This is a genomic window from Roseateles saccharophilus, from assembly GCF_004342485.1.
Classification (GTDB): Bacteria; Pseudomonadota; Gammaproteobacteria; order Burkholderiales; family Burkholderiaceae_C; genus Pelomonas; species Pelomonas saccharophila.
In genome coordinates this window covers 1-1,298 of the sequence record NZ_SMBU01000100.1, presented here as the reverse complement: position 1 = coordinate 1,298, position 1,298 = coordinate 1, and the positions used below count along the sequence as shown (strand labels likewise).

The 1,298-nt window shown below is 70.6% G+C and carries 1 protein-coding gene and 1 pseudogene; both read left to right on the top strand.

Annotated features, from left to right (window positions below; all coding sequences use genetic code 11):
• Nucleotides 1–552 (top strand): annotated as a pseudogene (locus EV671_RS26960) (DDE-type integrase/transposase/recombinase); the annotation flags it as partial.
• A gap of 3 nt (nt 553–555) precedes the next feature.
• Nucleotides 556–1,298: ExeA family protein (locus tag EV671_RS26560; RefSeq protein WP_132576900.1), on the top strand; the 743-nt coding region annotated here is incomplete at its 3' end.

The window sequence follows — 1,298 nt, the reverse complement described above, 5'->3', positions numbered from 1 at the left end:
AAAGGCAAACTCGAGAGGTATCACAAGACCTTCAGGGGCGCATTCCTCGCCGAGCTGGACGAGCGCCACATCACCAGCCTGGAGGATCTCAACGCGCGGCTGTGGGCCTGGGTGGAGCAGGTCTATCACCGCAGCGAGCACGCCGGACTGGCCGGCCTGACGCCGCTGGCGCGCTACCAGCGCGACCTCGTTCACGTGCGCCAGCTCGGGCCACGAGCCGCGCAGTTGGATGCGCTGTTCCACCATCGCATCCAGCGCTTCGTGCGCAAGGACGGCACGGTGTCGTACCAGGGCCAGCGCTTCGAGGTGCCCTACGAGCTCTCGGGCAAGACGGTGCACCTCGTGGTCGAGCCGCACGCGCAGCGCGTCGTGGGCGTGGAGGACGACGAGGGCCGATCGCTTGGCGAGGCCACGCCGCTGGATCCGATTGGCAACGCCCATCGCACACGGCGCAAGGCCGGCGCCCCCGACGCACAACCCGCCCCGCGCAGCGGCCCGAACCTGGTGGAGATCGCCCTGCGGCGACACCACGGTGACAACACGCAGGAGTGAGCCATGTACCTGCAACACTTCGGCCTGACGCACGCGCCGCTGGGCAAGGAGCTCACCGAGCCGTGGGACGACGGCGCGCTTGCCACCCTGGCCCAGCGCTTCGACTGGCTCTTGAAGTCCCCGGGGGTGGGGCTGCTCACCGGCGAGCCCGGCGTGGGCAAGACCGCCGCACTGCGCAAGCTCACGCGAGCGCTGAACCCGCACCGCTACCTGGTGCTGTACCAGGCCGAGACCGACTTCGGCCGCGTGGACCTCTACCGCGGGCTGGCGCGCGCCCTCGGCGTGGAGCCCAGCCACCGGCGCGCCCAGCTGTGGCGCGACATCAAGCAGCGCGTGCACGAGCTGGCCGATGGCAAGCAGATGACGCCCATCTGGATCGTCGACGAGGCGCAGAACCTGCCCGCGGAGTTCTTCCGCGACTTCCCCGCGTTCTTGAACTTCGCCTTCGACTCGCGCGACCTGCTCAGCGTGTGGCTGGTCGGGCATCCCAACCTGGCCGCCACGCTGGAGCGCACGCCGTACGCGGCGCTGGCCAGCCGCATCCAGGCGCGCGTGGCCTTGCGACCCATCGTCGAGCGCGAGCGCTTCGCGCAGCTCGTCGCCCATGGCCTCAAGAGCGCGGGCTGCCCGCACACGCTGCTGTCCGACTCCGGGATGGAGATCCTGCGTCAGGCCTGCAAGGGGCTGCCCCGCCAGGCCGGGCGCATCCTGTGCACGGCCATGCGGCTGGCCGTGCCCAAGGGGCT